24 protein-coding genes are annotated in these 23,694 nt (G+C 72.4%); 5 read left to right on the top strand and 19 right to left on the bottom strand.

What is annotated here, in order from left to right; all coding sequences use genetic code 11:
• Positions 1 to 720 precede the first annotated feature (720 nt).
• Positions 721 to 2,595 (bottom strand): Na+/H+ antiporter NhaA, encoded by a 1,875-nt coding sequence (gene nhaA / locus ACFPL3_RS15915; RefSeq protein ID WP_343941568.1) that lies wholly within the window; start codon positions 2,593 to 2,595, stop codon positions 721 to 723.
• 292 nt (positions 2,596 to 2,887) lie between these two features.
• Positions 2,888 to 3,844 carry a quinone oxidoreductase family protein gene (locus tag ACFPL3_RS15910; protein ID WP_343941569.1) on the bottom strand — a complete coding sequence of 319 codons (957 nt, stop codon included), beginning with the start codon at positions 3,842 to 3,844 and terminating at the stop codon, positions 2,888 to 2,890.
• A gap of 49 nt (positions 3,845 to 3,893) precedes the next feature.
• Between ACFPL3_RS15910 and ACFPL3_RS15905 the strand changes: the two genes are divergently transcribed.
• Positions 3,894 to 4,481: a TetR/AcrR family transcriptional regulator gene (locus tag ACFPL3_RS15905; protein WP_343941570.1), complete on the top strand. Its 588-nt coding sequence runs from the start codon at positions 3,894 to 3,896 to the stop codon at positions 4,479 to 4,481.
• Positions 4,482 to 4,490: 9 nt separating this feature from the next.
• Here ACFPL3_RS15905 and ACFPL3_RS15900 read toward each other — a convergent pair whose 3' ends face one another.
• The 13 genes from ACFPL3_RS15900 to ACFPL3_RS15840 form a co-directional block, all read right to left on the bottom strand.
• Positions 4,491 to 5,228, bottom strand: a complete 738-nt coding sequence (locus ACFPL3_RS15900; RefSeq protein WP_343941571.1) for an SDR family NAD(P)-dependent oxidoreductase — start codon at positions 5,226 to 5,228, stop codon at positions 4,491 to 4,493.
• Positions 5,229 to 5,233: 5 nt separating this feature from the next.
• On the bottom strand, positions 5,234 to 6,217 hold the full coding sequence (locus ACFPL3_RS15895) for a VOC family protein (protein ID WP_343941572.1): 984 nt from the start codon (positions 6,215 to 6,217) through the stop codon (positions 5,234 to 5,236).
• Entirely contained in the window at positions 6,214 to 7,110 is an 897-nt protein-coding gene (locus tag ACFPL3_RS15890; RefSeq protein ID WP_343941573.1) for an alpha/beta fold hydrolase, read from the bottom strand. Before ACFPL3_RS15890 ends, ACFPL3_RS15895 begins: the two co-directional genes overlap by 4 nt.
• On the bottom strand, positions 7,107 to 7,874 hold the full coding sequence (locus ACFPL3_RS15885) for an SDR family NAD(P)-dependent oxidoreductase (RefSeq protein ID WP_343941574.1): 768 nt from the start codon (positions 7,872 to 7,874) through the stop codon (positions 7,107 to 7,109). The genes ACFPL3_RS15890 and ACFPL3_RS15885 overlap by 4 nt, the downstream gene beginning before the upstream one ends.
• Positions 7,871 to 9,208, bottom strand: a complete 1,338-nt coding sequence (locus ACFPL3_RS15880; RefSeq protein ID WP_343941575.1) for an MFS transporter — start codon at positions 9,206 to 9,208, stop codon at positions 7,871 to 7,873. The genes ACFPL3_RS15885 and ACFPL3_RS15880 overlap by 4 nt, the downstream gene beginning before the upstream one ends.
• A 99-nt stretch (positions 9,209 to 9,307) precedes the next feature.
• Positions 9,308 to 10,237, bottom strand: a complete 930-nt coding sequence (locus ACFPL3_RS15875) for a VOC family protein (protein WP_343941576.1) — start codon at positions 10,235 to 10,237, stop codon at positions 9,308 to 9,310.
• The gene (locus ACFPL3_RS15870) at positions 10,234 to 11,103 is read right to left on the bottom strand and encodes a fumarylacetoacetate hydrolase family protein (protein ID WP_343941577.1); all 870 of its coding nucleotides are present in this window, start codon (positions 11,101 to 11,103) and stop codon (positions 10,234 to 10,236) included. The genes ACFPL3_RS15875 and ACFPL3_RS15870 overlap by 4 nt, the downstream gene beginning before the upstream one ends.
• Before the next feature lie 4 nt (positions 11,104 to 11,107).
• Positions 11,108 to 11,803, bottom strand: coding sequence for a VOC family protein (locus ACFPL3_RS15865; RefSeq protein ID WP_343941578.1), 696 nt, complete (start codon positions 11,801 to 11,803; stop codon positions 11,108 to 11,110).
• A gap of 331 nt (positions 11,804 to 12,134) precedes the next feature.
• Positions 12,135 to 12,845, bottom strand: a complete 711-nt coding sequence (locus ACFPL3_RS15860; protein ID WP_343941579.1) for a TetR/AcrR family transcriptional regulator — start codon at positions 12,843 to 12,845, stop codon at positions 12,135 to 12,137.
• Positions 12,846 to 12,864: 19 nt separating this feature from the next.
• Positions 12,865 to 13,098, bottom strand: a complete 234-nt coding sequence (locus tag ACFPL3_RS15855; RefSeq protein ID WP_343941580.1) for an AMP-binding enzyme — start codon at positions 13,096 to 13,098, stop codon at positions 12,865 to 12,867.
• 2 nt (positions 13,099 to 13,100) lie between these two features.
• Positions 13,101 to 13,313 carry a hypothetical protein gene (locus ACFPL3_RS15850; protein ID WP_343941581.1) on the bottom strand — a complete coding sequence of 71 codons (213 nt, stop codon included), beginning with the start codon at positions 13,311 to 13,313 and terminating at the stop codon, positions 13,101 to 13,103.
• A 52-nt stretch (positions 13,314 to 13,365) separates the two neighbouring features.
• Entirely contained in the window at positions 13,366 to 14,592 is a 1,227-nt protein-coding gene (locus tag ACFPL3_RS15845) for an acetyl-CoA C-acetyltransferase (protein WP_343941582.1), read from the bottom strand.
• 21 nt (positions 14,593 to 14,613) lie between these two features.
• Positions 14,614 to 16,596, bottom strand: a complete 1,983-nt coding sequence (locus ACFPL3_RS15840; RefSeq protein WP_343941583.1) for an acetoacetate--CoA ligase — start codon at positions 16,594 to 16,596, stop codon at positions 14,614 to 14,616.
• Between the two features lie 143 nt (positions 16,597 to 16,739).
• Here ACFPL3_RS15840 and ACFPL3_RS15835 point away from each other — a divergent pair, with 143 nt between their 5' ends.
• From ACFPL3_RS15835 to ACFPL3_RS15825, 3 genes are all read left to right on the top strand, one after another.
• On the top strand, positions 16,740 to 17,426 hold the full coding sequence (locus ACFPL3_RS15835) for a GntR family transcriptional regulator (protein ID WP_343941584.1): 687 nt from the start codon (positions 16,740 to 16,742) through the stop codon (positions 17,424 to 17,426).
• Positions 17,427 to 17,448: 22 nt separating this feature from the next.
• Entirely contained in the window at positions 17,449 to 18,045 is a 597-nt protein-coding gene (locus ACFPL3_RS15830; protein WP_343941585.1) for a nuclear transport factor 2 family protein, read from the top strand.
• A gap of 108 nt (positions 18,046 to 18,153) precedes the next feature.
• On the top strand, positions 18,154 to 19,002 hold the full coding sequence (locus tag ACFPL3_RS15825; RefSeq protein WP_343941586.1) for an LLM class flavin-dependent oxidoreductase: 849 nt from the start codon (positions 18,154 to 18,156) through the stop codon (positions 19,000 to 19,002).
• Positions 19,003 to 19,011: 9 nt separating this feature from the next.
• Here the strand turns inward: ACFPL3_RS15825 and ACFPL3_RS15820 are convergent, their stop codons facing one another.
• From ACFPL3_RS15820 to ACFPL3_RS15805, 4 genes are read right to left on the bottom strand one after another with little or no spacing between them, the layout of a single operon-like run.
• Positions 19,012 to 19,326, bottom strand: a complete 315-nt coding sequence (locus ACFPL3_RS15820; protein WP_343941587.1) for an NIPSNAP family protein — start codon at positions 19,324 to 19,326, stop codon at positions 19,012 to 19,014.
• A 25-nt stretch (positions 19,327 to 19,351) separates the two neighbouring features.
• A complete protein-coding gene (locus ACFPL3_RS15815) occupies positions 19,352 to 19,834 on the bottom strand; it encodes a nuclear transport factor 2 family protein (RefSeq protein WP_343941588.1) in 483 nt (160 codons plus the stop codon).
• Positions 19,831 to 21,594, bottom strand: a complete 1,764-nt coding sequence (locus ACFPL3_RS15810; protein ID WP_343941589.1) for a CocE/NonD family hydrolase — start codon at positions 21,592 to 21,594, stop codon at positions 19,831 to 19,833. The genes ACFPL3_RS15815 and ACFPL3_RS15810 overlap by 4 nt, the downstream gene beginning before the upstream one ends.
• The gene (locus ACFPL3_RS15805) at positions 21,591 to 22,712 is read right to left on the bottom strand and encodes an FAD-dependent monooxygenase (protein ID WP_343941590.1); all 1,122 of its coding nucleotides are present in this window, start codon (positions 22,710 to 22,712) and stop codon (positions 21,591 to 21,593) included. Before ACFPL3_RS15805 ends, ACFPL3_RS15810 begins: the two co-directional genes overlap by 4 nt.
• 84 nt (positions 22,713 to 22,796) lie before the next feature.
• Between ACFPL3_RS15805 and ACFPL3_RS15800 the strand changes: the two genes are divergently transcribed.
• Positions 22,797 to 23,693: a LysR family transcriptional regulator gene (locus ACFPL3_RS15800; protein ID WP_343941591.1), complete on the top strand. Its 897-nt coding sequence runs from the start codon at positions 22,797 to 22,799 to the stop codon at positions 23,691 to 23,693.
• The last annotated feature ends 1 nt before the right edge of the window (position 23,694 follow it).

Genomic DNA, 23,694 nt, shown 5'->3' with positions numbered 1-23,694 from the left:
CCGGCTCCGGCCACGGCGTCGGCTGCACCGACATCACACACACCATCCCACGGCCGGGACAGGGATAGGGGCCGGCCGTCAGATGATCATGAAGCCAAAACCCGCCACACCGACACCGACACGCCAAGCCCCACCAGCACAACACTCGCCGCCGAATTAGCCAGCAGGGTCACCTGGCGTCGGGAAACGCGCCAATCCGCCGATCAAGCCCCAACATGGCGCTCCACACAGTCATCCACACGCACGAGATCGACCTGACGGTCCGCCTCCCAAGATCGAATAGCAGTGGTGTCGACGTCGAGCGTGTGGACTACCCGCTCCTGGCATCCGGACCACCGGACAGTCGCCCCGCAACCGACGAGACGTACTCGTCCACGAGCCCGGGAGGGCGCGATGAGCATCTCGCAAGGCGCTCACCGGATCGGTTGATCTCCCACCCGGCCCGGCACGCCACCGCAGCGCGCGAAGCGCATGCCCGCCCACCCGAGGACCCGGTGGTCACGCCCCGCAGCTGGCGGTGAGGCCGAAGGTGGTGCATCTCCGACAGGCCGACGCGAATCGCGGTCGAGAATCGCGCCACCCCACCCAGGCCGCGTTCCGCGGAACCGCGTGCTGATCTTGCGGTTGGCGAGCCGGGTCATCCCGCTGCGAAGGCCTTCCTGGGTCGCCCCCGGCCGGGTTCCGCGGAACCCGGCGCCCCCTCGCCGGGCGACCGCGTGATCACCGGGTCCCGGCGGGCGCGGTCTGCTCGAGCGCGCGGATCAGGGACTGGGCGTCGTGCGGGCCGGTGTGCCGCTGCCCGTTGACGAAGAACGTGGGTGCAGTGGTGATGTTCATCGTCTCGGCGTCCACCATGTCGTCGCGGACCCGGGCGGCGACGCCCGGTGAGGCCAGGTCCGCCTCGAAGCGCTCGACGTCGAGCCCGAGCTCCGACGCGCGCCGGACGAGGTCCGAGGGGAGCTGGTGTTCCTGATCCGCGAAGAGGCTCCGCTCGTAGGCGAAGAACTGGCCTTGCAGGGCCGCGGCCTCCGAGGCCTCGGCGGCGGCGACGGCGTTCGGGTGGTAGCGGACGAGCGGAGCGTGCCGCCAGACGTAGCGCACGCGGTCGCCGAGTTCACGCTGCACCTCCTCGATGGCGCCGGAGGTCTTCGAGCAGAACGCGCACTGGAAATCGGCGTACTCCACGAGGGTCAGGGGCGCGTCCGCCGGGCCGAAGACGTGGTCGCGGCGCGGGTCGACCGGGCGCACCAGCGTGCGCCCGACCTCCCGCACCGGGTGCGTCGCGTCCGAGATCCGGAAGATGACGGTGGCGAGCGCGCACGCCAGGACGGACGCCGCGAGCACGCCGACGCGTGCCTCGTTCTGCACACCCGGGTCGTCGATCGCGAGGTCGACGATGAACAGCGAGATCGTGAAGCCGATACCGCACAACGCTCCCCCGCCGGCGAGCCGATCTGCGGTCAGCCCGGGCCCGAACTCGCCGACGCGCAGCACGCGCAGGATCGTGGCCGAGCCGAAGATCGCGACGATCTTTCCGACGACCAGGCCGGCGACGATGCCCCAGGCCACCGGCGAGCGCAGGGCCGCGGCGAGGATCTCGCCGTTGAGCTGCACGCCGGCGTTGGCGAGCGCGAAGACGGGGAGGATGACGTAGGCGACGTACGGGGCGTAGGCGGACTGCAGCCGCTCGTTGATCGAGATCGATTCGCGGAGCCCGTTCGCGGCCGCGCGTGCGTACTCGGAGTTCGGCGACTGGCGGAACATCCGCGCCAGTCCCAGGGCGTGCTCGACGTCGCGCCGGCTGGGGCGGTACACGGGCACCAGCAACGCGATCGCGACGCCGGCGAGGGTGGGGTGCACGCCGGACGCGAGGAACGCGAACCACACGATGATCGCCAACGTGGCGTAGACCGGGCCGCGGCCGCTGGGGGCGTACCGGGTGAAGTACACGCCCACGAGGCCGATCGCCGCCACCACGAGCGGGAGCGGGTCGAAACTCTCGGTGTAGACGAGAGCGATGATGCTCAGCGCCCCGATGTCGTCCACGACGGCGAGCGCGAGCAGGAAGATCCTGAGGCCGGCCTGCGCCCTCGGCCCGATCAGGGCAAGGGCGCCGACCAGGAACGCGGTGTCGGTCGAGATGACGATGCCCCAGGCGTACTCGTAACCCGACCCCCGGCTGACGAGCACGTAGAGGACGGACGGCACGACCAGCCCCGCGACGGCGACGACGACGGGGACGACGGCCCGCGACCACGTGGTGAGCTCACCGATCGCGAACTCGCGCCGGACCTCCAGGCCCACGGTGAAGAAGAACACCGCCATCAGGGCGTCGTTGACGAGGGCGTGCAGGGTGAAGTCGAGCTGCAGGTCCCCGACACCCACGGTGAAGTGCGTCTCCCAGAGGTCGTGGTACGACTCGAAGGAGAGGTTGGCCCACGCGACCGCGACGACGGTGCCGAACAGCAGCAGGAGTGCACCGGTCCGGTTCGCCCCGAGGTTGCGGATCCGATCCGCGATCGAGGGCTCCCGTTCGGTGCGTGGCCCCGGGCTCTCCGGATCGGGCGACCGTTCGACGACCGTCAGATCTGCCATCCGCGCGTCCTGTCCGATCGATGCTGAACGACCATTCCGAACGGGATCCTGGTGCGACCACAGCCGTGATCGCACGCCCGCATCCCCCGCGGCACACCGCTCGCCGGCGAATGACGCCACTCCGGCAGGCGATCATCTGGGCGTATTCGGAAACGAAAGCCACACATCCACCTTTGGACCCGACCCCGGTCCTAGGTTCGCCGCACCGTCCGGTCGAAGATCTGCTGGTTCCCCCGCTGCCGGTGCTCGAGCTGGCGGACGAGGTGGTACTCGTAGTAGCCCACCTGCGCGCTCATGGGAACAGCAGCAGCTTGCCGGTGGTGGCGCGCGACTCGATGTCGGCGTGCGCCCGGGCCGCCTCGGCCAGCGGGTAGCGGCCGCCGATCCGCACGGTCAACTCGCCCTTCTCGACGAGCGCGAACAGCTCCCCCGCGTGCGCTCTGAGCTCCTCCGGGGTGCGGATGTGATCCTCGGTCACGCCGTAGGTGATGCGGGTGCTGCGCGGGATCTCGTTCATCGCGATGCGGGGCACCTCGCCGATCAGGGGACCGTAGAAGACCAGCGTGCCATGGGTGCGCAGCACGTCCAGCGACGCGGCGAAGGTGGTCGCGCCCGCGCCGTCGAACACGGCGTGCACGCCCGCGCCCCCGGTCAGTTCGCGAACCGGCCCGACGAACGCGTCGCCGGTGGAGATCAGGACGTGATCGGCGCCGGCCTCGGTGGCCACCTCGACCTTCTCCGGCCGCGACACCAGGCCGATCACCGTGCCGCCGCGCGCCTTGACCAGCTGCGTGAGCATCAGCCCGACCCCGCCGGCCGCGGCGTGCACGAGCGTGACGTCACCGGGCTGCACGGGGTGCGAGACGGTGGTGAAGTGGTGCGCGGTCAGCCCCTGCAGCAGCAGCGCGCCGGCCGTCTCGTCGTCGACGGCGTCGGGCAGCGCGACGGCCAGGCCCGCCGGGAGCACGACCTGCTCGGCGTAGCTGGAGTGCGTGGTGGGCGTCAGCCAGCCGACGCGATCACCCGGCGCGAACTCGTGCACCCCGTCGCCGATCTCCGCGACGACGCCGACTCCCTCCGCGCCCGGCACCTCCGCCACGCGCTCCCGGCGGATCCAGGTGTCGAAGAAGTTCACGCCTGCGACGCGGACGTCGACGAGGATCTCCCCGGGCCCCGGCCGCGGCGATGGCAGCTCGCGCAGCTGGAGAACGTCGGGCCCACCCGCTTCGTCGATCACGATTGCCCTCATGCCGCCAACGTATGTGTCGGAAATTGGACCAGCAAGTACAATCGTCACCGTGCCCACGACCACCGCGAAGGGCGCCGCGACCCGCCGGCGCATCGTCGAAGGCGCCGCGAGCGAGATCCGGGAACGCGGCCTCAACGCCACCACGCTCGACGACGTGTGCCGGCGCAGCGGCACCGGCAAGAGCCAGCTCTTCCACTACTTCCCCGACGGCCGCGAACAGCTCCTGCACGCGGTCGCCGAGCTCGAGGCCGAGCGCGTGTTCCACGATCAGGAGCCCTACCTGAGCGAGCTCACCTCCCGAGCGGCCTGGGAGAGGTGGCGCGATGCCGTCGTCGAGACCTCGCGCAGTCAGGGCCTGCACTGCCCGCTCGGGGTGCTGATCACCGACATGGGCCGGCACAGCCCGACCGCCCAGGCCGTCACGGCGCAGCTGATCCGGCAGTGGCAGGAGTGCGTCCGCACCGGGATCGCGGCGACCCAGGCGGCCGGGGAGGCCGACCCGGCCCTCGACGCCGACCGCACGGCCGCAGCCGTGATCGCCGCGATCCAGGGCGGCGTCAGCGTGCAGCTCTCCACCGGCTCCGTGGCACACCTGGAGGCCGCGCTGAACCTCTGCCTGGATCACATGCTGTCGTGACGGCGCGCCCTACGCGGTGCCGAAGTTGACCAGCTCGGTGATCCCACCGTCGTAGCGGAAGCCGGCCCCGGTGAGGGACGTGTTGCGGGGATCGGCCAGGTACACGATCGCGTTGGCGATCTCCTCGACGTCGATGAGGTGCCCCAGCGGCGTGCGCTCGGTGAGCATCCGCACGGCCGTCTCCCGATCGGCGTCGTAGCGCCCGGTGACGTCGGTGTGGACGGCTCCCGGGTACACGGCGTTGACCCGGATCCCGTCGGCGATGTGGTCGGTGGCCATGGCCCGGGTCAACGCGGCGATCGCGCCCTTCGACGCGCTGTAGACCGCCCGCTGCGGCGTGCCGGCCACGGCGGTGGTGGAGGCCACGTTCACGATCGCGGGCGCATGGCCGTGCCGCAGCAGCGGCAGCGCGTGCCTGCTCACCCGGGCGACCCCGAACACGTTCACGCCGAACACGCCGAGCCACTCGTCCTCGGTGGCGGTCTCGACGGTTCCTTTCGCCCCGATCCCCGCGTTGTTGACGAGGGTGTCGAGCCGGGAGTGGGTCGCCGCGATCTGCGCGAACGCCTCCCCCACCGAGGCCTCGTCGGTGACGTCGCAGCCGATCCACGTCACGCCCGGCGTCGGCGGTCCCTCGCGGAGGTCCAGGCCGGCCACGGTCGTCCCGGCCGCGGTGAACGCCCGTGCGGTGGCGAGGCCGATCCCGGCCCCGGCGCCGGTCACCGCGACCACTCGAGGGGTCGACATGGCGTTCACCCCTCCCCTCGGCGCACGGCGAAGGCACTTCCCGCCGGGGCGAGCTCCTCGGCCACCAGCCCGTACGACGAGTCGAGGCCGACGGGCACGAGGAACAGCTCGATGGAGATCCCGTCGGCGATGCGCAGGTACACCGATCCCGTGGTGTCCGGCACGTCGCCGATCGTCGACGCGCCGGCTGCTTCCGCGACGGCAACGGTGTCGACGAGCGCCGACCGCTCGCGGTAGCCCATCGCGACGTTCATGATCCCCTGGTCGCTGAGCAACGCGTCCGCAGGCGGCTTCGGGGTGGGTGTCTCGTACTGCACCGCCTCGAGCAGCAGGTCGCCTGCCTGGAAGACCGCGCAGGTCCGCCTGGCACCGGCGAGCCCCCAGAGGCTCTCGTGCTCGGGCAGGTGGAGCGTCTCCGGCTCGAGCTCGGGGAAGCCGAACACCTTCCCGAAGTAGCGGCGCGCGCTGTCGAGGTCGGACACCGAGACCGTCACGTACGCCACGGCCGACTGCGGCGCCGCCGACCCCGCCAACGCCGCGGGCAACGCCGGGTCCTCCTCCATGATCTCGACGATGGCGTCGGCGCCGGGTTCGCGGAAGCACACCCGGCGGTGGCCGTCGACCTCGATCGGCTCGGTCATCGTCGCGTACCCGGCCGCGCCGAGCCGCTCCAGCGTGGCGTCGAAGTCGGGCACCACGATGCCGAACCGCGACCAGCCCAGGTCCGACGGTTTCCAGTCGGCACGGCGGGGGCGCTGAGCCGGGCTCGTGTGGTGGAACAGTTCGATCTGGCCGCCGAACTCCTGGCGGCCGACGAGCCACCACAGCATGACGTAGGTGTCGTCGCCGGTCGGCAGTTCCTGCAGCCGCGCGGCGTGCTGCCCCCGCGGCCGGCCGCCGGCACTCGAGAAGCCGAGCACCTCGACGAACGTGCGGATGGTTCGCGGCATGTCGGACGTGCAGAGTGCGACCTGGATGAGCTTCGTCATGCTGCGGGTGATTCCTCTCGGTCGGACAGGAACGGAAGGATCTCCTCGACGAACCGCTCGGGCTGCTCCTCGGCCACGAAGTGGCCCGCGCCCTCGATCACGATCTGCCGGAGGTCTGGCGCCGCGGGCTTCAGGTCCTGCGCCACCTGGTCGCCGAGGGAGAGCCCGCCGCCCACCGCGGCGACCGGCATCGGGAACCGGCCGCCGCCGTCGAGCCATGCCGTGTTGACGCGGCCGTCGTCGAGCAGCGCCCGGTAGTGGCCGAAGCTGCGGTCGAGCGCGGCGCGACCCCGGTACGTGGCCGTGGTGGCCGCGACCTCCTCCGGCGGCAGGGCGTCCCGGTTGCCGGTGAGGCGGCCGAACCACCAGGCGAAGAACTCGTCCTCGGTGCCCGCGACGAGCATCGCCGGCACGTCCGGGGTCATGAAGAAGCCGTGGTGCCAGCGCCCGCCCCGCGCCACGTTCATGACCTCTTCGAGGCCCAGGCCCGGCAGGGCCGTGTCGACGACGGCGAGCCGGACCACCTCGTCGGGACAGCGGCGGGCCCAGGACAGGGCGACCATGCCGCCGATGTCGTGGCCGATCACCCGCAGCGGCGCCGCGCCGGCCACGTCGTGGACCACGCTGCGCAGCGCCTCGGCCACCGTGTCCTTCGCGTAGCCGCCGGGCAACGGGTCCGAGTGACCCAGGCCGGGCAGGTCGGGCGCGATGACCGTGTAGCCGGCCGCGGCGAGCGCCGGCGCAACGCCGTGCCACGTCCGTGAGGTCTGCGGCCAGCCGTGCAGGAGCACCAGTGGCACGCCCTGGCCGCCGACCAGCGTGGCGATGCGCGCGCCGTCGACGGTGTGCGTCTCGCGCCGGAACCCGGCCGGCAGCGCGTCGACGTCCCTCACAGCCGCCGCCCCGCGAGCAGGCCGCCCTCGACGGGCAGGAGCGATCCGGTCACGAACGACGCCTCGTCGGAGAGCAACCAGCGGGCGAGGTACCCGATCTCCTCCGGCTCCCCCATGCGGCCGAGCAGGTGCAGCTGCCGGGTCCGCTCCAGCACCGCCGGGGAAGCCGCGGAGCCGTGCGCGGCGACCTGCATCTGGGTGCGGACGGTGCCCGGCAGGAGCGCGTTGACGCGGATGCCGCGCTCGGCCCCCTCCACGGCGGCCGCGCGGGTCAACCCGCACACCGCGTGCTTCGAGGCGATGTAGCCGGCCTGGTTGAGTGCGCCCATCACGCCCAGGCCCGACGACGTGTTCACGATCGATCCGCCTTCCGTCATCGCGGCCATCTGGTGTTTGAGGCAGTGGAAGACGCTGACGGTGTTGATGCGCAGCACCTTCTCGAAGTCCGCCGACGCGAGGTCGACGAGCGGCGTGCCGGCCTGGGAGATGCCGGCGTTGTTGAAGGCGCCGTCGAGCCGGCCGAACCGGTCGAGGGCGTGCGCCACGACGGCGCGCACGGCGTCCTCGTCGGTGAGGTCGGCCGGGGTGAACGACACGTCCCCGTGTGCGGAGAGCTCGTCGGCGAGCTCCGCTCCGCCGTCGCGGACGACGTCGGTGAGCACCACCCGGGCACCGGCCTCCACGAGCAGCCGGGCCGTCGCGCTGCCGATCCCGCCGACCGCGCCCGTGACGATGATGACCGACTTGTCGAACGTGCCGCTCATCGCTGCGCGCTCCCTTCGCTGTCGGACGGGTGGGCGGGCCGGGCCAGCAGGGCGATCGCGGACACCACGATCAGCAGCGCGCCGTACGCGGTGACCGCGCGGACGTCGCCCCCTGCCAGGTCGAGCAGCCACGCGGCCATCAACGCGCTCGTGCCGCCGAAGATGGTGTTGGTGGCCGAGTAGCTGATCGACGAGCCGAAGTAGCGCATCCGCACCGGGAACGCGTAGGCGTAGAACGACGCCTGCGCCGCCAGCATGACCACGACCGACGCGACGAACCCGACGATGCAGAGCCCGACGAGGACGACGTTGCCCGTGTCCACGAGCGGGAAGAGGGGGACGAACGCGACCGCGAGGACGGCCAGGCCGGCGAGCATGGTGTTCCGCGCTCCGATGCGGTCGGTGATCCGACCACCCATCAGGGCGGCGCCGATCGCCAGCAGCTGGGCGCACAGGAACAGCACGAACGTCGTGCTGGGGTCGATGCCGCCCGCCGAGGTCATGTAGGCGACGCCGAACGCGGTGACGATGGGGTAGATCCCTGCGGGGGCGCAGTAGCCGAGCAGGAGCAGCACGATGGTGCCGGGGTAGCGCCGCAGCACCGCCAGCGGGCCGGACCGCGGTTCGCTGCTCTTCTCGGACGCCACGAACTCGGGGGTCTCGCCGACCCCGGAGCGGACCCACGCGGCGAACGCGAGCAGGAGGATGCTCGCCACCAGCGGCACCCGCCATCCCCAGGCGACGAACTCCTCCCTGCTCAGCCCGGCGGTCAGCCCGGCGAGGACCAGCGTCGCCATCGCCTGTGCGATCGGCGACGCGAGCGCCACCGAGGACCCGGCCCGGCCGCGGCGCTCGGCCGGCGCGTGCTCGAGCGCGAGGATCTGCGCCCCGCTGATCTCACCGCCTGCCGCGATCCCCTGGACGAACCGGAGCACCACCAGGATGAGCGGGGCCGCGATCCCGAGGGTGGCGTAGCCGGGGAGCAGGCCCATGAGCACCGTGGCGAGCCCCATGATCCACAGCGTGGTGATCAGGACGTTCCGCCGTCCGCGCCGGTCCCCGATCGCGGAGAAGACGACGCTGCCGATGGGCCTGGCCGCGAACGCGACCCCGTAGGTGGCGAACGAGGCGATGAGCGCCCCCGATTCGCCCAGTTCCTGGAAGAAGACGGCCGGGAAGACCGTCGCTGCGAGCAGGCCGAAGATCGCGAAGTCGAAGTACTCGAGCGCGGTGCCGCCCGTCGCGGCCAGTGCGGCCCGCCGCTCCATGCGCCGGTCCTTCTCCGGCACCGGTGCGGCCGGCCCGGCGACTGCGGGCATCGTGAGATCGCTCATGAGGTCACTCCTCGGCGATGAGAAATGGGATCCGCGCGGACCGTGCGGTGCGCGCGGGCAGAGCTGCAGAGCTGTGGTGCGCAGAGCTGTGGTGCCGGCCTATGCGGCCGGTGGGTTCGGCTGCGGCACGAAGCCGTACACCGCGTCGAGATCGCGCGGCACGAGGAGCTGTTCGAAGGGGAGACCCTCGGCGAGGCGCAGGTAGACCGAGCCGGCGACGCTCGGCACGTCCGTCGAGGTCGTGGCGCCCATGGACGTCACCGCGGTGTGTGCGCGGACCAGGTCCGAGCGGTCCCGGTAGCCGAACGCGGCGTTCATGATGCCCTGGTCGCTGAGCAACGCGTCGGCAGCGGGCGGCCGCGGTGCGGGCGTCGTGTACTGCACGAGTTCGAGGAACGCGTCGCCGATCCGGAACGTCGCGCAGACCCGGTGCGCGCCCTCGAGTCCCCAGAGCGATTCGTGCTCGGGCCGGTGCACGGCGTCCGGGTCGGTCTCCGCGAGCCCGAGCCCCTCGCCGAAGCACCGCCGCGCGGTGTCGAGGTCGGCGACCGACGCCGTCGCGTACCGGAGCGCGGGGCCGGGCGAGCCGGCCTCCATGACCTCGACGACCGCGTCCGCGCCGGGCTCGCGGAAGCACACGCGGCGCGCGCCGTCCACCACGGCAGGCGCGGTCAGGGTCGGCAACCGGGCCGCGCGCAACCGCTCCATGACGTGGTCGAAGTCGGCCACGGCGACGCCGAAACGGACCCAGCCCATGTCGGAGGGCCGCCAGCCCGGACGCCGCGGTCGCTGGGCCGGGACGGTGTGCTGGAACAGCTCGATCTGGACGAACTCCGGCCCGCCGACGAGCCACCACATCATCGCGCGGGTGTCGTCACCGGTCGGGAGCTCCTGGATGCGCGCCGCGTCGGCGCCCCACCGGGGCTTTCCCCCGGCATTGGTGAAGCCGAGCACCTCGACGAAGGTCCGCGCCGTACCCGGCAGGTCGGCCGTGCACAGTGCGACCTGGGCGAGGTTGGCCCCGCTCATGGCGAGACGAACCGGTTGGTCATGCTGCCGACGCCCTCGATCGTGCTGGTGAGGACGTCACCGGCCTTGAGGAACAGCCCGCGCGGACCGCCCACCCCCGCCGGGGTGCCGGTGAAGATCACGTCGCCGGGGTACAGCGTGACGATCCGGGAGAGGTCGGAGATGATCTGCTCCACCGGGAAGATGAGGTCGGCGGTGGTGCCCGACTGCAGGGTGACGGACGGCGCGCCGTCCGCGCCCGGCCCCTCCAGCACCGCGGTGAGGCGGAGCTTTCCGGGGTCGTCGAGCTCGTCCTCGGTGACCACGGCCGGGCCGAACGGGGCAAAGTTGGGGTAGGACTTGCCGAGGCTGAACTGCGGCGCCGGGCCACGCAGCTGCACGGCGCGCTCGCTGTAGTCCTGCCCCACGGCGTACCCCGCGATCGCCTGCCGCGACGCGTCGAGGTCGGCGTCGTGGACCTCCCGGCCGATGACGACCACGAGCTCGATCTCGTAGTCGACCTTGTCGCTGGGCAGCGTGACGGTGACGTTCGGCCCCGCCAGCGACGACGCGAACTTGGTGAACACGACGAGGTGCTCCGGGTGCTCGAGGTTCGCCTCGTCGGCGTGGTCGCGGTAGTTGAGCCCGATCGCGAAGACCTGACGGGGGTCCGGGACCGGGGCGCCGAGCTCGGCGGGATCGAACGGGCGGCCGTCGCCGAGGTCGGCGGAGGCGGCCCACTCCGTGAAGGCGTCCCACTCCTCGAACACCGCACGCGGCGCCGGACCGAACCGACCGGCGCTCGCCTCGTCGACGTCGACGGCGGTGGTACCGCCCTCCCCGTCGACGACGAGGACGGCCCGGTTCGCGAGGTTGGCGATGCGCATGCGGTCACGTCTCCTGGGTCGGGGGGAGCGGCACGCCGTCGGCGAGTGCCGGATCCGCGGCGAGCCGGGCAGGCCACGGGTCGTCGAAGGTCACGGTGGTGCGCGGCTGGTCGGGCACGAACTCGCCCGCGCGGGCGCGACGGTGGACCTCGTCCTTGGTGGCCCCCTGCCGGTACGCCGCGAGCACCTTCTCCGGGTCGAACTGTGGCCCGACCTGGTCCTCGCTGAACTCCTGCGAGGCCCACATCCACTCCTTGGACACGGCCCAGTCCTCGAACATGTCCACCTGGATCTCGACGCCGTTGCCGTCGGGGTCCTGGTAGTACATCGACATCGTCATGCCGTGGTCGAGGCTGATGACCGGGGTGAGCCCGGCGTCGCGCAGCCGCTCGTAGTTGTCGATCCAGCCGTCGAACGAGTCGTACTCGAAGGCCGTGTGGTGCAGCCCCACGCTGTGGGGCTTGTCGGTGGGCGGGTGCAGACCGGGCAGCCGCAGCAGCGCGATGCGGTGGTTCGCCTCGTCGTTGGTCAGCCAGGCGGCGTGCTGCGCGTAGTAGACGGGCTGCAGGCCCGCCACGAGCTCGTAGAAGGCCACCATCGCGTCCACGTCCATGGTCATGAACGTGGCGTGGTGCAGCTTCGGGGGTCTGATCGGGCGCGGCTTCGGCGTCCGGAAGTACTGACTGTGTTCCGTGGTCACGGCCCCTGCTCCCTGCGTGCTCGCCGTCGAGTCCTGTCCACTCTGGCGTAGAATTCCCGACAGCACAAGAGAATCTCGAAACTTGGCGTTATTTCGAAGACTCGACCGGTCGTCCGACCTCTACCCGGCGGCGCGAGGGGGAAGCGCCGGCCCAGCCACCCGCGGTACGCGGAATTCACCGAGCGGGGGTGCTGGGTCCACACCGCGACCCCGGCCTGCAGCAGCAGCGGCACCAGCGGGTGGTGCGTGACGTCCTGGCGCGGGTGCATCAGGCAGACCACGGTCTGCGCGCCCGGCACGCCGAGCTCCGCCTTGCGCGCCAGGGCGAGCGTCAGACGTCGAGGATCCGCTCCAGGTGGTCGAGGTCCTGGCGCAGGAGCTTGATCGCGGCGGCCGGGCCGTCCCCGCCGGGAACCTGGTGGTCAGGACGCTGCAGGCTCGCGACGGCCATGTCGGCGAGCTGCCCGGTGACGCTCTCCGCGGTGTCGCGACCACCCGGCTGGAACCACCACGCCACCCAGTTGCACATGCCGAGAACACCGAGGGCCGCCACCCGGGCGTCGACGGGCCGGAACACGCCGGAACGGACCCCGGCGTCGATCGCGCCCGCGATGGTCTTGAGCACGGCCCGGCGGCTCTCCTCGTGGGCCGCGGCCAGCGGCTCGGGGAGCTCCGACTCGGACCGGATGAGCAACCGGAACCGCTCGGGCTGCGTGGCCCTCCGGCGCACGATGATGTCGACGATCCCCCGCAGCGTCGCGACGGGGTCCAGGCCACGGGCGACCAGGGCGGTGAGCTCGTCGAACGGCCCGTTGGTCACCTCGGTGACGAGCCTGGCCAGCAGCTCGTCCTTGCTCTTGACGTAGTAGTAGAGCGCGGGCCGGGTGATGCCCATCGCGTCCGCGATGTCCTGGAGGCTGGTACCGGCGAAGCCGCGCTCGGCGAACAGGCGCGTCGCGTGCTCGTAGAGCTCGTTCTCCACCAGCTCCCGGCGGGCGGTGCTCGCCCCGGCGCGCTTGCGCCCGCCCCCGTCGTCACTCATGCGCCAATGGTAGGGGCGGTCACGTCACGGACCCGGTGCTCACCTTCTGCGCGATGTCGGCGGCCAGGCGCATCTTGTCCGTCTTGCCGACCAGCGTGCGCGGGATCTCGGGCAGGTGCTCGATGCGCTCGGGCCACTTGAACTTCGCGACCCCGAGCGCGGCGAAGTGCGCCTGCATCTCGGACATCGTCAGCTCCGCACCCTCCACCACCACGTAGGCGCAGGTCCGCTCCCCGAGCCGGGGATCCGGCATGGTCACGACCGCGGCCGCGGCAACCCGCGGATGGCGCAGCAGGAGCACGGGTGCTCCGCGGCGCGGTAGTGGCCCGGCCCGAGCAGCACGTGCGTGGCCGCCTGGCGGGCCATCAGCGGGAGCGGCTCGTCGAGGCCGGGTGAGCCGAGCACGAGGCAGGCGCCCGCGCTGTGCGGGCCGTGGACCCCGCAGACGATCCCGGCGTTGTGGACCACCGGGATCAGACGGGACGAGTGTCATGGAACTCCCTGCTCCGAGGTCGACCGATCAGCTGAGGCGTTCGTAGACGACCGCCATCCCCTGGCCGCCACCGACGCACATCGTCTCCAGGCCGATGGTCGCGTCCCTGGCCCGCAGGCCGTTCAGCAGGGTGGTGGTGATGCGGGCACCCGTCATGCCGAAGGGATGCCCGAGGGCGATGGCGCCGCCGTGCACGTTCAGCCTGTCCCCGAAGGGATCGACGCCCAGGTCGCGCGCGGAGGGGATGACCTGCGCGGCGAAGGCTTCGTTGATCTCCACGAGGTCGACGTCGTCGATGGTCATGCCGGCGCGAGCCAGCGCCTGCCGGGACGCCTCGACCGGGCCGTACCCCATGATCTCCGGCGACAGCGCGGTGACACCGGTGGACACGACGCGGGCGAGCGGGGTCAGCCCGAGCTCGCGCGCCTTGCGGTCCGACATCACGACGAGGGCGGCGGCGCCGTCGTTGAGCGGACAGCAGTTCCCCGCGGTCACCAGCCCGCCGGGCCGGAACACCGGGTCGAGCCGGGCCACCGCCTCGTAGGTGACGCCGGGACGGGGTCCGTCGTCGGCGTCGACGAGGGTGCCGTCGGGGAGGGTCACCGGGGTGATCTCGCGGGCGTAGAAGCCGTCGGCGATGGCCTTCTCGGCGAGGTTCTGGGAACGCACCGCGAAGCGGTCCATCTCCTCGCGGGTGACGCCCTTGGCGCGGGCGAGGTTCTCCGCGGTCTGCCCCATGGCGATGTAGACGTCGGGGAGGGCGCCCTCCAGCCGCGGGTCGGACCAGGTGTCGGCGCCCGCCTCGGCAGCGGCGAGGCTGCGAGCCTCCGCGTCGGCGAACACCGGGTTGCGGGTGTCGGGCAGCGAGTCGGAGCTGCCCTTGTCGAACCGGGACACGGTCTCGACACCGGCGGAGACGAACACCTCGCCCTCGCCCGCCTTGATCGCGTGGAAGGCCATCCGGGTGGTCTGCACCGACGACGAGCAGTACCGCGTGACCGTGGTCCCGGGCACGGTGTCCAGGCCGAGCAGCACCGACACGACCCGGCCCAGGTTGTTGCCCTGTTCCCCGCCGGGCAGGCCGCACCCCAGCACGAGGTCGTCGATCTCCGTCGGATCCAGCGCAGGCACCTGGTCGAGGGCGGCCCGCACCATCTGGACGGTCAGGTCGTCCGGGCGCATGCCGACGAGCGAGCCCTTGCGGGCGCGGCCGATCGGGGAGCGAGCGGCGGCCACGATCACTGCCTCGGTCATGTGTGAGCTCCTCTCGGGGCGTCAGCCCGGTTGCGAAAGGTCCTGGTAGAAGCGCAGGAGCTCGGGGCGGTCCACGGCGCCCGCGCTCGCCACCGCGGCAGGATCCGCGCCCTGCAGGATCCGCTTGAGCGGCACCTCGAGCTTCTTGCCGGTCTTCGTGTGCGGGATCGCCTCCACGGCGAACAAGTCGTCGGGGACGTGCCGCGGCGAGCCGTGGGTGCGCAGGGCCGACCGGATCCGCTCGCGCACGGCGGAGTCGAGTTCGATCCCGTCGGCGAGCACGACGAACATCGGCATCCAGTAGCCGCCGTCGGGCTGCTCGACGCCCAGCACGAGCGCCTCGGCCACCTCCGGCATCGCCTCGACGATCGCGTACAGGTCCGCCGACCCGATGCGCACGCCACCGCGGTTCAGCGTCGAGTCCGACCGGCCGTGCAGCGTGAAACCGCCACCGCTGTGCCGGGTGGCCCAGTCGCCCTGCCGCCAGACCCCCGGATAGGTGCTGAAGTACGCCTCCCGGTAACGCGTGCCGCCGGGGTCGTCCCAGAACCCGACCGGCATCGACGGTATCGGCTGCGTGACCACGAGCTCGCCGACCTCGTCGGCCACCGGACGGCCGTCGCCGTCCCAGACGTCGGCGGCGACGCCCAGGACCGGACCGGCGAGCTCACCGGGCCGGACGGGCAGGCCCGGCGCCCAGCCGAGGAACCCCGAGACCACGTCGGTGCCGCCGCTGGTGGACCCGACCACCACGCCCGGCGACACCGCATCGGCCACCCACGCGTTCATCGACGGCGGGAGCGGCGACCCGGTGACCCCGACGTGCCGCACCCGGCTCAGGTCGTGCTCGACACCGGGGCGGTGGCCCGCCGCCGCGCAGGCCTGCAGGTAGCCGGGGCTGCACCCGAACACGTCGACGGCACAGCCGGCCGCGACCTCCCAGAGCCGGTCCGCCGACGGGGAGGTCGGGCTGCCCTCGTACGTCACGACCGTCGCGCCGACGGTCAGCGCCGAGACCGCGAGGTTCCACATCATCCAGTTCGTGGTGGTGTACCAGAACAGCCGATCGCCGCGCCCGAGCCCGAGATGGAGGCCGAGCATGGTCATGTGGACGGCCGCCACACCCGCGTGGCCGTGCAGGATTCCCTTCGGGATCCCGGTCGTGCCCGACGAGAAGAGCACCCAGAGCGGGTGCTCGGCGTCCACCGGGACCGGCCACCGTCCGGAGTGCGGCCCACCGGGTTCGATCGCCTCGGCCCACGTGCGGACGGCGCCGGGCATGCGCAGTCCGAGCCGCGGCACCTCGATCACGGCGACCGGCGCACCCTCGGGCGTCGTGAGCGATCCGGCGAGCTCCTCGACGACGTCGCGCCGGTCGAACTCCTTGCCGTTCCACCGGTACCCGGTGGTCGCGACCAGCACCCGCGGATGCAGCTGAGCGAGCCGGTCACCGGCCGCGGCGGCGCCGTAGTCGGGCCCGCACGCGGCCCAGATCGCGCCCACGCTCGCCGCCCCGAGGAAGGCGACGATCGCCTCCACCCCGGCCGTCAGGTATCCGCCGACCCGATCGCCCGGCCGCACGCCCAGCCGCCGCAGCGTCGCCGCGAAGGCCTCCACCTGCTCGGCGAGCGTCGCCCACGCCACCTCGGTCCGGGTGCCGTCCTCGTCCACCGCGATCACCGCGGGCCCGGGGAGGCGCCGGTGGCGCAGCACCAGGTCGGCGTAGTTGAGGCGGGCACCCGCGAACCAGTGGGCGTGCGGCATCCGTCCCGAGACGATCGCGGTGGGTGGCTGGGCGAACGGCACGCCGAACCACGACAGCACCTCGGCCCAGTACTGCGCCGGCTCGTCCACCGACCACCGCCACAACCGGTCGAGGTCCGAGAGGTCGCGACCGGTCCGGGTGGACGCGGCTCGCGCGAACGCCCCCATCCGCGACGTGTCGAACGCCGCCCGGTCGAACCGGGCCGTGTCACCGACCTGCGTCGGGGTCCCGTCCTGCACGCCGCCTCCTCGCGATCATGGGCTTCGCTCCGCCCAGTGGAACCCTCGTCAGATCGCAATGTCAACCCATTCTCGAAATTCTCACGCCACAGATCTGCGCGCGACATCTTTCGAAGATTCCGCTGATCACCTACCATGCCGGCATGGCACGCGCCCGATCCACGAGCCCCACCCGCTCCGACGTGGTCCTCGCCCGGATCCGCGCCGACATCCTCAACGGCCGGTTGACGCCGGGCTCGCGACTCGGGTTCGCCGACCTCGGCGAGCGCTACGAGGTGAGCAGCGGCGTCCTGCGCGAGGTCCTCCCCCGGCTCGTCGAGCAGGGCCTCGCCGAATCGGTGCCCCAGCAGGGCTTCCGCGTCATCGACGTCTCCATCGAACGCCTCACCCAGCTCACCGACGCCAGGGTCGCCATCGAAACGCTGATCACCCGGCGCGCCGTCGCCGAGGGCGACATCGCGTGGGAGTCCACCGTGGTCGCCGCACACCACGCCCTCGCCCGCATCGGCGACCTCACCTCCGGCGCCGACATCACCGACGACTGGCTCACCGCCCACGAGGCGTTCCACGCCGCCGTCCTCGGCGGCTGCCACAACGCCTTCCTCCTCGACACCGCAGTCCGGCTGCGCTCGATCTCCGAGGTCTACCGCTGCTGGTCACGCCCCGAGCACAACCGCACGCACCGCAACCTCGCCCGCGAGCACCGCGAGATCATGGAAGCCGCGATCGGCCGCAACGCCGACCAGGCAGCGGAACGCACCGAAACCCACATCCGCCGCACCACCGAACTGCTGATCGCCGGGCTCCCGTCCGAACACGCGATCGCGTAGGACGAGAACTCGAGGAGTGCTCGTGGACGATCCTGATCGCGCCATCCGGTCCGTCGTCGAGAGATGGGCGGTCGCGCGCGACGCGGGCGCGTGGGACGAGCTCCGGTCGACGTGGCATCCCGGCGGCCGGATGAAGACGACGTGGTTCCGCGGGACCGCCGCCGACTTCGTCGAGGCCTCGCGCCGCGGCTTCGACGCCGGCGTGCTCGTCCACCACTTCCTCGGCGGTTCGCTGATCCAGGTCGCGGGCCCGCGCGCCGTCGCGCAGACGAAGATGTCCATCTCGCAGCGGCTGGTGCTGGACGGCGTCGAGGTGGACGTCACGTGCGTGGGCCGGTTCTACGACTTCTTCGAGGACCGCGACGACGACTGGCGGATGGTGCTCCGCGAGCCCATCTACGAGAAGGACCGGCTGGACGCCGTGGTGCCCGGCGAGGTCCCGCCCGTCGACCGAGCGGCGCTGAAGGCGTTCCCGTCCGGGTGCCGCCACCTCCTGTACTGCCAGTCCACCGCGGGGATGAAGGTCCACCTCGACGTCCCCGGCCTGCACGGCCCCGAGGTCGAGGAGCTCTACTCGGCCGGCAAGCGCTGGCTGGCCGGTGAACCCCTCCCCCGCTGAGGGTGCCGCCACAGCCGGTTGAGTGGCCGCCCACCGGAACGGCGCGCCGGGACGGGCGTGGCCCCGCGCCGGGGACGGCCGTCAGAGCGACCACGGGATCCGGCGGTGATGCCCACTCGGCCACCGGCTCGCCGGAGGGCGACGCGGAACGGTGGGCTCGCCCGCGGGACATGGCCGGGCAGGAGGCCGGGTAGCCGGCCGGGTACGGCGCGCCCGCCGCAGCGCTCCGGTTCGGGTCGGCGGGTTCCGCGGAACCCGGCCTGCCCGCGCCATCCCCTGATCACTGGATGGGAGCGAAACCCGACGCCTACGCCTACCGTCGGGAAACGCGCCAATCCGCCGATCACCGAGGTCGCGGGCATCGACGGCGTGTCGGGCGGCCGCCTCACGCTGGGCGTGGGCGTCGGGTCCCGCGAGGAGGAGTTCACCGTGCCCGGGCTCGGACTCCGCGATCGCGGCGCCCGCCTGGATTCCGACCTGGCCACCTACCGCGACGTCTGGGCAGGCAAGCCGGTCGGCGACGGAGGCAGCCCCGCCGTGCCCGCGGGCACGCGGCAGGTCCCCGTGCTGTTCGGCGGGTACTCCCCCCGCGCGCTGAGCCGCATGACGCGCTGGGGCGAGGGCTACATCGGCGGCGCGCTCCCACCGGCCCTGACCGGGCCCGGCTTCGAGGCGGCGAGGTCGGCATGGCGGGACGCGGGCCGCCAGGGTGCCCCGCGGCTCGTCGCGCTCGCCTACTTCGCGCTGAGCGACACCGAGGCCGCGCGGGCGAACATCCAGGGCTTCTACCGATGGGCCCCCGCGGACATCGCCGCCGAGGTGGTCCTCCACACCTCTCCGCGGTCGATCGAGGATTCCGTCGCCAGGTACACCGACCTCGGCGTGGACGAGTTCGTCTTCCTCGCGGCCACGGACGACCTGGACGACGTCACCCGGCTCGCCGACATCGTCACCTGACGAGACGGATCAGCGCAGCGCCGACCCGGGCGTCGGCTCCATCCGGACCACGGACTCGGCCCCTGCCACCAGCCCGGACACGGTGTCGATCAAAGCCGCGCACCGGGGGTGTCGGTGGACGGCATCCAGGACCCGTTCGCGGTCGGCGGCGTCCTCGAAGCGCCGGATCCAGACGAACGCGTCGTCGTCGCCGATCACCGTGAACGACCCCACCACCTGCATCCCCACCTCCTGGTGGAGCGGGATGACGCTCTCCTCCATGTATCGGGCCAGTTCGGCACCGTGGCCTTCGCGGGCGTGCTCGGTGCGGATCTCGTAGAACACGGGCGTCCGTCCTTCGCGGCGGCGGTCATGACAGGGTGGTGCTGCGTGCGGCAGCGAGCGCGTACACGTCCGGGGATCCTTCCCACGGCCCGGTGCGCAGCACGGCCCACCGGGTGATCAGCCAGCGCCCGCCGGTCCTGCGGAGCCCGAGGCGCCAGTAGCCGCGCATCGTGCAGTGGTCGACGACACCGGGTTCGGCGGGGACGTGGTGGTAGGCGAGCACGTGCGTGCGGCACTCGGCCTCGTCCCCCGACAGGTGCACCACGAGGTTCGACGTCGCGTGGTGGGTGCAGTCGAAGCCGGCCAGGGTGGCGCGCGCCAGGTCGACGAGGTCGGCGGCGGCCATGGTGGTCGCCGGCCTGCCGAAGTGGTGGGTCGACAGGTCCAGGACCACCTCGTCGACGAACAGTCGCCGCAGCGCGGCCCAGTCCTGGTCGTCCTGGGCGTGGGCGAGACCGGCGACGACGTCGGCGACGGCCGTCCGGTCCGCCAGAGCCTCCGGGCTCATCGCTGCACCTCCGCTCCCGGCCGCTCGATCACCGGCAGGACCAGCCTGCTGGGACGGGCCGGCCCGTGGTGGACCCGGTTCACCGCGACGGCCAGCTCGTCCTCGCCGTCGGCGGCGATCGCCCCGCCCGTGTTGGTGTTGCGGTCGTAGCGGGGGAAGTTGCTGCTGGAGACCTCGAGCCGGATGCGGTGCCCCGGGAGGAACACGTTCGACGTGACCCCCAGGTCGATGGTCAGGTCGTGGACCGCGCCCGGCTCGAGGAGCTCGGGTCGGGTGAGCGACCTGCGGTAGCGGGCGCGCTGCACGCCCTCGCACAGCAGGATCGCCTCCCCGCCCGGGTGCACGTCGACGAGCTTGCCGGTGAAGTCGGTGTCCGGCGCCGACGAGGAGACGTGCAGCACCAGGGTGACGTGGCCGGTCACCTCGAGGGGCCGCTCCAGGACGGCGGTGGTGAAGCACAGCACGTCCTCGCGCGACTCGACCGCGGCCTGGTCGGCCGGGCCGGGGTACGCGCCGGGCACGGCGGCGAGCACGGTGCCGCCGACGGTCGGGACGGGCCGGCGCGGGTCGTAGAGGAACGTGTCGGCCGCTTCCACGGATGCGCCGTCGCACGTCAGGACGCCGTCACCCGCGGCCGTGTTGGCGCGGCCGTTGCCGGCGAGGAAGAAGTCGGCGTAGCGGGTATCCGGGAGCGGCCAGTCCGCCTCGGCGCGCCACCGGTCGACACCCATGACGAAGATCCGGACCCGGTGCTCGTCATCGGGTACGTCGGCCCTGCCGCGGACCCAGCGGTCGAAGAACCGCAGGTGCGCGGCGGTGATGTCGGCGGCCTTGATGCTGCCCCCGAGCCCGAACGACCGGTCGGGGAAGGTGCCGAGGTCGGTGCCGTCCGCGTGGCTCCAGGGGCCGATGATCAGGCGCTGGCCCTCGCGCGCCTCGGCGCTGCCCCCGTGGCGGCGCATCATCGTGTAGGACCGCACGGTCTCGCCGATGAACACGTCGTACCAGCCGCCGACGTGCAGGGCGGGCACGGTGATGCGGTCGCACCGGTCGATCGCGGCGATCCCCCGCCAGAACTCGTCGCGTTCCGGATGGGCGAGCACCTCGCGTACCCAGGGCAGGTGGCGGGTCATCGCATCGCGTTCCGCGACCGGCAGCGGGTCGTGCAGCAGCCGGGGATCGGCGAGACCTGCCGTGAGCGCTCCTACGTCGGACGCGACACCGTCGCCGCCTGCGCGCCGCAGGTTGCGCAACGCCGACAGCGTGCCCCAGGTCAGCACGGCGTCCTGCGACAGCGCGCCTCCCGGCGAGTACCACGGCGCCCCGTACGGGTCGGCGGAACTCATCACCGGCGCGATCGCGCGCAGCGCCGGTGCGCCGCCCACGGCCGCCTGCCACTGGGCGAACCCCATGTAGGAGCCGCCCCACATGCCGACCGCACCGTCGCACCACGACTGCGCGGCCAGCCATTCGAGCGTGTCGACACCGTCGCCGCCCTCCGACGCGTGGGGCACGAACGTGCCCTGGGAGCGGGAGGTCCCGCGCACGTCCTGCGCGACCACCGCGTAACCGGCCTCCACGAACGCGAACACGTCCGGCAGCTTCGGGTTGCCGAACGTGCCGGCGTCGTCCTTGCCGTACGGGGTGCGGACCAGCAGCGCGGGGAACGGCCCCGGCCCTTCCGGCCGCCACACGTTGGTGGCGAGCTCGACCCCGTCGCGCATCGGCACGGGGACGTCCACCTCCACGACGAACGTCATGCCTGCACGGCCTGCTTCTCGGGCTGCTGCGGCTGCGGGCTGAGCATCCAGTGGCTGAAGGCCGCGTAGTGCCGGGCGAACTCCTGCGGGGTGGGCGCGTGCTCGACCGCCGCCGACAGCTGCGCGACGTGCGCGTACCGCGGGATCCGGTCGGTCTCGTAGGCGGACAGCGCGGCGGGCACGTCGCCCCCGGGCGCGAGGAGGCGGCCCAGCAGGGCGGCGTCCTCCACGCCCAGCGTCGCACCGGCGGTGATGTGCGGCGACATCGCGTGGGCTGCGTCCCCGGCCAGCACCACCCGCGCGGACGTCCAGTGCGGCAGCGGCGGCACGAGCATGATCTGGTTCTGCAGGATCTTCTCCTCGGGCGTCGCCGCCACCAGATCAGCCAGGAGGGAGGGCTGCCCGTCCTCCTGGAGGTGGACGACCCGTTCCAGGACCTGCTGCTTCGAGGTGCCGGTCAGCGGGGGCGAGTCGAACTGGTTGAGCAACCAGTAGACGTGCCCGTCGTGCGTGCGGACGTACCCGCCGCGACACCGGTTGTGGCCGAGGATCAACCGGTCGTCGGGCACCGTGAAGCCGGCGGCCGGGATGACCGCGCGCCAGACGCGGTGCCCGCGGTGCTCCTGCGCCGGGAAGCCGGGCACCAGCTGCGCGCGCACGGCCGAGTACGCGCCGTCCGCCCCGACGAGCACGTCGGCGTCCTCGCTGGTGCCGTCGGCCAGGCGGACCGTGACGCCGTCGTCGTACTCCTCGTAGGCGTCGAACCCGCTGGCCAGGCGGATGTTGTCGCGTCCCACGGCGTCGGCGAGCAGATCGTTCAGCTTCGCCCGGTGCACCAGCAGGTACCGGTGGTCCTCCGCACCGAACTCCGGTGTCTCGAGCAACCGCCCGGCCGGGTCGTGGAAGTACATCTCGCTCGGCTTGCCGATGGCACGCACCTGGTCGCCGATGCCGAGTTCGTCGAACACGGCCAGCGCGTTGGCCCAGAGCCCCAGCCCGGCGCCCGCGGCGCGGATCTCCGGCGCCTGCTCGTGGACCACCACGTCGATTCCGGCGCGGCGCAACGCGATCCCACTGGTCAGTCCCACGATCCCGGCGCCGATCACCACAGCTCTCATCACAGATCCGACAGTAGGAACCCACGTCGATTAACTCCAGTGCAACGTTGATACGTCCTTCTTTCGTCTGCGATAATCATCAGCGTGGACCACGTCGACCTGAACCTGATCGAGGCGCTCGACGCACTGCTCGCCGAGAACAGCGTCACGAAGGCCGCGGCGCGCCTGCACACCTCGGCACCGGCGATGAGCCGCACCCTCGGCCGGCTGCGGCGCGCGTTCGACGACCCGCTCCTCGTCCGCGCGGGGCGGGATCTCGTGCCCACTCCCCGGGCGCTGGAACTGCGCGGGGAGGTGCACGCCATCGCCACCCGCGCTCGCGCGCTGTTCGCGCCGTCGGGCAGCACCGATCCACGCACCGCGGTGCGCATGTTCGACCTGCAGGTCGCCGACATGCTCTCCGCGACGTTCATCCCGTCGCTCATCGACGACCTGAGGGTCGAGGCCCCCGGGATCTCGCTGCGGTTGCGGCCGGAGAACCTCGGGGACACCCCGGCCCTGCGCGAAGGACTGGTGGACCTGGAGATCGGGGTCATCCGGCCCGGCGCCCCGGAGATCCACTCGGAGCCGCTCGTCACGGAGACCCTGATCGGGGCGGTGCGGCCGGAGCACCCGCTCGCGGGAGCGGCCGCCGTCACGCCGCAGCGGTTCGCCGCGGCCGACCACGTCGTCGTGTCCCGGCGCGGCACGGTCCACGGCCCGATCGACGATCAGCTCGCCGACCGGGGCCTGCACCGGCGGGTGGTGGCCGTCGTGCCCAGCTTCGCGAGCGCGTTGTTCCTCGCCCGCGAGACCGACGTCGTCTGCGTGGCTCCGGCGGGGCTGGGCCGCCCGCTGCTGGAGACGCTCGGGCTGCACACCTTCCCGATCCCCCTGGCACTGCCGGCCGTGCCGATCGCCATGGCGTGGCACCCGCGCAACCACCACGACCGCACGCACCAGCTGCTGCGCGAGCGCACCCGCCGGATCATGGCCGGCTGAT

The sequence above is a fragment of the Pseudonocardia zijingensis genome (genome assembly GCF_042657305.1).
Lineage (GTDB): Bacteria > Actinomycetota > Actinomycetes > Mycobacteriales > Pseudonocardiaceae > Pseudonocardia > Pseudonocardia zijingensis.
Note: the sequence above shows the minus strand (reverse complement) of the source record. Positions and strands in the feature narration are given on the sequence as shown.